The sequence below is a fragment of the Zooshikella harenae genome (genome assembly GCF_018837975.1).
GTDB lineage: Bacteria > Pseudomonadota > Gammaproteobacteria > Pseudomonadales > Zooshikellaceae > Zooshikella > Zooshikella harenae.
The window spans coordinates 1-6,232 of sequence record NZ_JAGSOY010000125.1 but is presented as its reverse complement, the minus strand read 5'-3'; the positions used below and the strand labels follow the sequence as shown (position 1 = coordinate 6,232).

Genomic DNA, 6,232 nt, shown 5'->3' with positions numbered 1-6,232 from the left:
AGCGCGCAATAATAAGACTATTCAGGACCAATTACAGGCCAATCGTAATCAACACATTAAAATACAGAACCAGTCGCGTACTAATATTAACGCCCCGATTACCATTCATGCCCAACCAGGCCAGAACAGTGAAGACATTGCTAAACGGGTAAGGGAAGAACTCAAACGGCGAGAATTTGAGGCAGAATCGGATCGTCGTGCATCACTTTATGATCAGGAAGGCTTAACGTATGGCTACTAGCACCTTACTGAAATTAGGGCCGTTTACGTTTTCTATTGAAACTGCGGCGTTTAACCAATTGCAACGGGCCTGGTCATTTACCTGGTCCGAACAAAAGCGCTTGGGCAATATCCCGCAATTGCAGTATACCGGCGAAGGTCAACAAACCATTAACCTATCAGGTAGTGTGTTTCCAGGCCAATATGGTGTAGTCGATACTGTTGAGCAGATGGCAACACTAGGCAGGCAAGGAAAACCATTATTACTGGTAGCCGGCACCGGCGATTTACTCGACCACTGGTGTATTACTAGCGTGGAGCAGACCAACAGATACTTGGATCAACAAGGCCAACCCCGAAAAATTGATTTTAGTTTATCCATCAGTTACTACGGTGAATACGATGCAGTATCGGACAAAACAAAACGACAGTCTTGATGCGATATGCTGGTACTATTATGATAAACCCCGTGAGGTCGGTTACTACGTCCTTAATGTATTAGCCGCAAACCCGGACCTGGCTGAGCTGGGTCCGGTGCTTCCTGCTGGGTTAACCCTCGAATTACCTGATATTCCTCCTCCCTCAAATCCTACCGATAAGCTTTGGGATTAACATGCAACCCACCTTTAGTATTCACTTGGGTGACACCAACCTAACGCCGACCATTAACCCGTTACTCATTAGCCTGGAACTCACGGATGAAGCCGGTTGGAAGTCCGACAGTTTAACCCTCACCCTCGTTGACAATGGCTCGTTAGCGATCCCCAAAAAAGGCGTCAAATTATCCTGTGCTTTGGGTTATGTAGAAACCGGCTTGGTGCCTATGGGCAACTATACGGTGGATGAGGTATTGCTCTCAGGCCCACCCAACCAAATGCAGATCAAAGCCCGTGGTGCGGATTTAAAAGGGCCAATCCGTGCACCACGAAGCCAAAGCTGGCATCAGGTGAAGTTGATGGATATTGTGGGGAGCATTGCCCAGCGCCATAGCTTAAATCCAAAAGTCGCTGAGAAGTTTGCCGACTTAATGATTCAGCATATCGACCAGACCGAAGAAAGTGACCTGCACTTTTTAAGTCGCATCGCCAACCAATATGATGCGATTGCCAAGCCTGCCGGTGAACATTTGTTATTTGTGGAGCGAAACCAGGGTAAGACGGTCAGTGGTAAACTTCTAGAAACCATTCACTTGTCGGCTAAAGATATCACTAGTTATCGAGGTAGTTTGCCCGAACGTTCTGGTTATAAGCGTGTCATAGCTAAATACCACAATAGCAGTACAGGGCAAACAGAATCTATAACAGTAGGGCAGGGCGAGCCTGCTCGCACCTTAAGTATGCAGTACCCCACACGCGAAGCGGCTCAAGCTGCAGCCAACGCCGCCATTAAAGGAGCAGAGCGCTCCCAGTCCAGTTTAGAAATTACTTTACCTGGTGATCCAAGGCTAGTGGCGGAGAGGTCAGTGAATATTTCAGGGTTACGGGCTGGGCTGGATGGTGAGTGGTTGATTAAAACGGCTAGACATCGGATGAGTGGGGAGGGGTATGGGGTGGTAGTGAGGTTGGAGAAATAAAAATCTTTAACTATGATCAAGTAATAGAGTTGTCTATTTTTTTTACATAATAGTTAAAAATTACTAAAAAATAAGATTTGGGTTGTACTTTTATGAACAAGAACTTAGTAAGTATTTTTGTCTCTAGCTGGTTATGGGTTCTAAATATTATTTATCAGGCTGAATTTTAATTTGGTATAAAAAGTGCTGATTTATAAAAAATGGTTTTGGTAAAGAAATGTAATGCTTTTGGTATAAAAATGAAATTTAATGTATCGCTAAAAGACCTCAAAAAATTAATAAGTTTTTTATGTGATAGTGGTGAGGATGATTGGCAAGAGCTGAGTTCATCTCGGTATCAATTCAAACGCCAAGGTGGTGGTACCTTGAATTTTAACTCTATAACCAATGATCTAGCTTTAAGCGTAGGTAATGCAAATATTAAGAGTGAGCAAAAGAAAGATGGTACCATCGTAGAAAGTAAATTTGAAAAATCATCTATTAGCGATGCTAGTACTTCTGAATATTCGGAAGAAAAGTCTGCCTCTAAAGCTCAAAACTGTGAGGGAAGTGAGCTAGTTATTGCCTTGGTGGGAGCATTAGGAACAAACTTAGATCAGATTGTTTCTATTCTTAAAGAAAAATTGCCGGCATTTAACTATATCTGCGAAGAAATTAAGATATCTAAGGATATAATAGAAGAAATAACTGGCGATAAAAACTCTGATGACAATTTTACAAGAATATCATCCTTGATGGATTCAGGGAATGAAATTAGAAAAAAGGCTAAAGATTGTGCTGTTTTAGCCAAGGCTGCTGCAGCAAAAATTAACTCCTTAAGAAAAGATGGTCAAGAACCATGTTCAAGGCATGCTTTTATAATTAACTCTCTAAAAAATCCTAGTGAAGTTCAAGCATTAAGGGAGATATACTCAAATGGTATTTTTTTAATCGGTGTTTATTCGGATTTTAATCGAAGGTTGCATTATTTAACGAAAAATAAAAGAATTGGAGAAAGTGATGCAGAAAAGTTAATGAAAAGGGATTCAGAGGAATCCGAAGAATTCGGTCAGCATACGGCAAAAACATTTCATCTTGCTGATTTTTTTGTAAGTTTTGATGGTAGTCAAGATAAACTTCAAAATGATTTATGGAGGATTATAGATTTATTATTCGGTCAACCATATATAACTCCAACATTTGATGAGTTCGCTATGTTTATGGCATTTTCTGCTTCATTAAGATCTGCAGATTTATCAAGGCAGGTTGGAGCGGTATTAACAAAGAATAAAAATATTATATCAACAGGAGCTAATGATGTACCTAAGGCTGGAGGCGGGCTGTATTGGGCTGAATACAATGATAAAGGTATAGAAATTATAGATGTTGACAATGGCAGAGATTACAAGCGTGGATATGACTCAAATGCGAAAGAAAAAGAAAATATAATAGATGAAATTATTCAATCTGTATCAAATGATCAAAAAGAAGAAATAAAGGCTTGCTTATCAAATAGTAGGATTAAGGACATTACTGAGTATGGTCGAGTTGTTCATGCAGAAATGGAAGCGATTTTAGGGAGTTCTAGAACTGGTGTTAGTACAGTTGATACTGATTTATATTGTACTACATTTCCTTGTCATAATTGTGCTAAACATATAATAGCTTCTGGTATTAAAAGAGTAATTTTTGTTGAACCATACCCTAAGAGTAAAGCATTTGATTTTCATCGTGATTCAATTGCATCAGCTAATCAAGAGGGTGTATCATTCGAGCCATTTGTTGGTGTCGGCCCTCGTTCATTCTTTAACTTATTTTCAACAAAACTTGGTAGTGGTTTTCCTGTTAAGCGTAAGAATTATGATGGTAAAGTTATTAACTGGGATGAATCTATTGCTACACTTAGAATGAAAATGATACCTTCTTCCTATATTGAAAGAGAGTCAATTGTTGCATCTGAGCTATATAGCTATATAAACTTCTTGAAGAATGAGTGGGGTCTTTCTAATGAAACGTCAAAGTGATTTTTTTGATCATTTGCGCAAAGCGAGACAAACAGTAGAGGGATGGCCTTCGTGGAAAAGAGAAAGTTTATCATGCGGTTCAAATACATCTTATTATGAGGTAAATCGTGCTCAACAAAAAAAGGAAGACAAGATAAATAGTTCAGATGTGTGAAAAGCTGAATTTTCATAAAGCTACTTTTGCTAGAAGAAAAAGAATACACCAGTAGACTTACTGATAGCCAGCTCTAGTTGACTAGCTAATGCATTGACAACTGAGGTGTGTAAATAATGCTTATTTTGCTGGGTGATGGCTAGAGCCTGTTCTAGCCTTTCTCCAGTAATACTTTCGTCTTCGAAGTCTCCTATTAATAGGTCTAGTTCCTCATTCAAATCGTCTAGTACACCACTACTCCATAGTACTGAAAATTCTGAATCACTGAGAGTTAGCTCTTTTAAGTCGCCCTCTAGTGACTGATCAAGATCAACTCTGTACATTGCTTCTTGAGTTAAAGGGACTGAAATAACTTTCATTCTTTTACCTCAATGATTAAATGAGTCACTTCATTGTATTTACTTTAGCTAATACTTGCTTTTTTTCTATTTTTCAGAGTTTTATTTCTTTCTATGAGAGAACTACACTTACCCAATAGTTAGAATGATGTCACTCCTTTTGTTCATAAGTGCCGGAATCTTTTTTAATAGCCTATTAATCCTTGTTGAGATACTTTGATACATCACAGGATCAGTATTTTCTTCTGCACAAGAAAGTACTTGTTTAAGCTCACTTAAAAATTGATCAACATTATTTTTATCTACATCTAAGCAAAATGAAATATGTTCAATTAGAGGTAGATTGTATTCTATTGCTGCAGTTTGCCATACTTGCTTAAAAATACGTTCTGAAGCGATAGGTATTATATAAGCTGCTTCTTCATTGTTAGCTGGATTATCAATGGATAGCTCTACAGACATTTTGAAGTTTAATTTGATAAAGAAGGTAGAGTTGTGAGTTTTTCTGGTTTGTGATCATAATTCACTACACTAATTGAAATAATTTCAGAACTACTATTGTAATAATAGGATAAAGTGTACTTTCCGTTTGGGATGGATAGCTCCAAAATTGGAGCAGTATTCTCATCAGAAAAAAAGTCTTCTATCCACTGGCCAGCTTCTAAAAATGATATTTTTCCAGAGCTTACATTTATCCACTGGGTTGATACAAGCATATTTGCTTGAGGAATTTTGGTTAGCACTTCTAACTTATATGTTCCCGCTTTTAACAAAATCAAAGAGAATTTGTCATTATTAATTGCATCAACAATTTCTGAAGACTCCTGTTTCCAAACGTCACACCATAGCTCATCTGGAAAATCAAAAGTAACTTCAGTTTCACCTTCATCATCTAAAGCAATGTTTAGATCACCCATAAACTCTTCATCTACCGTTTTTAAGAGTGATAAGTCAGTTACAAAAATCCCTGCTTGGTTGGTACAGTTTATCAGGTGATGCATATTATTGCTTTCAAGGTAATTACTTGGAATAAGGTCGAGATTGTATTGCCCTGAATTTTTAATTAGGAGAATTGAGTAAAAGCTCGACTTTTGGCTTGTATAGGCGTCCACAGCGCTCTAAAAAAGACAATAGTTTTTCTCTTTGGCTATTTGTTAGGCTAAATTTATGGATATTTGACTGCAGTATGGAGTGAAGTGAGTCCACTACCTCTTCTAAGACTTCATCATTATCAGAGGAAAGCATATCGATTAATACAGTGCATGCTGAAGGGCTATCTACTGCTGATAGTACATCAGCAAACTTACGTTGCCATGAAATATTTTTTATTGTCCAAATTTTTGTTAACTTATTCCAGTCACTCTCTGCTAAGCTATCAGCTAGTAACATTGCATTCTCGTAGACTAGCTCAGACCACAATTCTTCCGAGTAATTTCTTGATAGAATTTGAATAAATTTACCTAGATTGCTTTGATTCATTGGTTACGAAACTCATCAATTAGTGTAGGTTTATTCCCACAAGGGAACGCTGCAATAACATCATCTCCCTGTTTCATTACGTCCATTTTCACTCCATCTATAGTTCCACGGTGGAGTGTTTTACCGGAAACACTTGTTGCTATTGGCCTTGTATTGCCTACCGACTTAGCGGCGTCAAATATCTTGTCTTCATCCCAACTTTTAGGAAAGAGAGTTGATGCTTTCAACTTTGAAGCATTTCCGTTAGGAAGCTGTTTTGTAAACTTGACATCAATAGTGCCGTCGGGGTTCGTTTTTAACGTTTCTACCGAAAAATCAGGATGATCTAATATCTTTGCTGAGTGGACTCCTTTTACCCTGTTATCAAGGCGACCATTTTTCACAGCTTGCTCTCCATATAAAACCTTCTGTTTTGATTGCGCTGAAATTTTACTAACACTCGATTCCGAAGTTTTTTTAGGTTGAT

Annotated in this window: 11 protein-coding genes; 6 read left to right on the top strand and 5 right to left on the bottom strand. The window is 38.1% G+C overall.

What is annotated here, in order from left to right:
* The 6 genes from KCG35_RS23200 to KCG35_RS23175 form a co-directional block, all read left to right on the top strand.
* Nucleotides 1-241 (top strand): hypothetical protein (locus KCG35_RS23200; protein WP_215822242.1); only part of this gene is annotated, 241 nt, incomplete at its 5' end.
* Nucleotides 231-656, top strand: coding sequence for a phage tail protein (locus KCG35_RS23195; protein WP_215822241.1), 426 nt, complete (start codon nucleotides 231-233; stop codon nucleotides 654-656). The genes KCG35_RS23200 and KCG35_RS23195, both read left to right, overlap by 11 nt.
* On the top strand, nucleotides 622-831 hold the full coding sequence (locus tag KCG35_RS23190) for a tail protein X (protein ID WP_215822240.1): 210 nt from the start codon (nucleotides 622-624) through the stop codon (nucleotides 829-831). Before KCG35_RS23195 ends, KCG35_RS23190 begins: the two co-directional genes overlap by 35 nt.
* A 1-nt stretch (nucleotide 832) precedes the next feature.
* Nucleotides 833-1,792 carry a contractile injection system protein, VgrG/Pvc8 family gene (locus KCG35_RS23185; RefSeq protein ID WP_215822239.1) on the top strand — a complete coding sequence of 320 codons (960 nt, stop codon included), beginning with the start codon at nucleotides 833-835 and terminating at the stop codon, nucleotides 1,790-1,792.
* A gap of 200 nt (nucleotides 1,793-1,992) precedes the next feature.
* On the top strand, nucleotides 1,993-3,795 hold the full coding sequence (locus KCG35_RS23180) for an anti-phage dCTP deaminase (protein WP_215822238.1): 1,803 nt from the start codon (nucleotides 1,993-1,995) through the stop codon (nucleotides 3,793-3,795).
* On the top strand, nucleotides 3,779-3,949 hold the full coding sequence (locus KCG35_RS23175) for a hypothetical protein (protein ID WP_215822237.1): 171 nt from the start codon (nucleotides 3,779-3,781) through the stop codon (nucleotides 3,947-3,949). Before KCG35_RS23180 ends, KCG35_RS23175 begins: the two co-directional genes overlap by 17 nt.
* A gap of 29 nt (nucleotides 3,950-3,978) precedes the next feature.
* Here KCG35_RS23175 and KCG35_RS23170 read toward each other — a convergent pair whose 3' ends face one another.
* The 5 genes from KCG35_RS23170 to KCG35_RS23150 form a co-directional block, all read right to left on the bottom strand.
* Nucleotides 3,979-4,308: a hypothetical protein gene (locus KCG35_RS23170; protein ID WP_215822236.1), complete on the bottom strand. Its 330-nt coding sequence runs from the start codon at nucleotides 4,306-4,308 to the stop codon at nucleotides 3,979-3,981.
* A 108-nt stretch (nucleotides 4,309-4,416) separates the two neighbouring features.
* Nucleotides 4,417-4,749, bottom strand: coding sequence for a hypothetical protein (locus tag KCG35_RS23165; protein WP_215822235.1), 333 nt, complete (start codon nucleotides 4,747-4,749; stop codon nucleotides 4,417-4,419).
* Between the two features lie 8 nt (nucleotides 4,750-4,757).
* Complete coding sequence (locus tag KCG35_RS23160; protein ID WP_215822234.1) at nucleotides 4,758-5,288, bottom strand: hypothetical protein; 531 nt, start codon at nucleotides 5,286-5,288, stop codon at nucleotides 4,758-4,760.
* A 58-nt stretch (nucleotides 5,289-5,346) separates the two neighbouring features.
* Nucleotides 5,347-5,766 (bottom strand): hypothetical protein, encoded by a 420-nt coding sequence (locus KCG35_RS23155; RefSeq protein WP_215822233.1) that lies wholly within the window; start codon nucleotides 5,764-5,766, stop codon nucleotides 5,347-5,349.
* Nucleotides 5,763-6,232, bottom strand: a 470-nt coding sequence (locus KCG35_RS23150) for an EndoU domain-containing protein (RefSeq protein WP_215822232.1), incomplete at its 5' end; no start/stop codon positions are given. The genes KCG35_RS23155 and KCG35_RS23150, both read right to left, overlap by 4 nt.

Excerpts from the sequence above, each read along its gene's own strand:
- KCG35_RS23165 (WP_215822235.1), bottom strand. The coding sequence starts at position 4,749 with ATGTCTGTAGAGCTATCCATTGATAATCCAGCTAACAATGAAGAAGCA.
- KCG35_RS23180 (WP_215822238.1), top strand. The coding sequence starts at position 1,993 with ATGGTTTTGGTAAAGAAATGTAATGCTTTTGGTATAAAAATGAAATTT.
- KCG35_RS23160 (WP_215822234.1), bottom strand. The coding sequence starts at position 5,288 with ATGCATCACCTGATAAACTGTACCAACCAAGCAGGGATTTTTGTAACT.
- KCG35_RS23155 (WP_215822233.1), bottom strand. The coding sequence starts at position 5,766 with ATGAATCAAAGCAATCTAGGTAAATTTATTCAAATTCTATCAAGAAAT.
- KCG35_RS23175 (WP_215822237.1), top strand. The coding sequence starts at position 3,779 with ATGAAACGTCAAAGTGATTTTTTTGATCATTTGCGCAAAGCGAGACAA.
- KCG35_RS23170 (WP_215822236.1), bottom strand. The coding sequence starts at position 4,308 with ATGAAAGTTATTTCAGTCCCTTTAACTCAAGAAGCAATGTACAGAGTT.
- KCG35_RS23190 (WP_215822240.1), top strand. The coding sequence starts at position 622 with ATGCAGTATCGGACAAAACAAAACGACAGTCTTGATGCGATATGCTGG.
- KCG35_RS23195 (WP_215822241.1), top strand. The coding sequence starts at position 231 with ATGGCTACTAGCACCTTACTGAAATTAGGGCCGTTTACGTTTTCTATT.
- KCG35_RS23185 (WP_215822239.1), top strand. The coding sequence starts at position 833 with ATGCAACCCACCTTTAGTATTCACTTGGGTGACACCAACCTAACGCCG.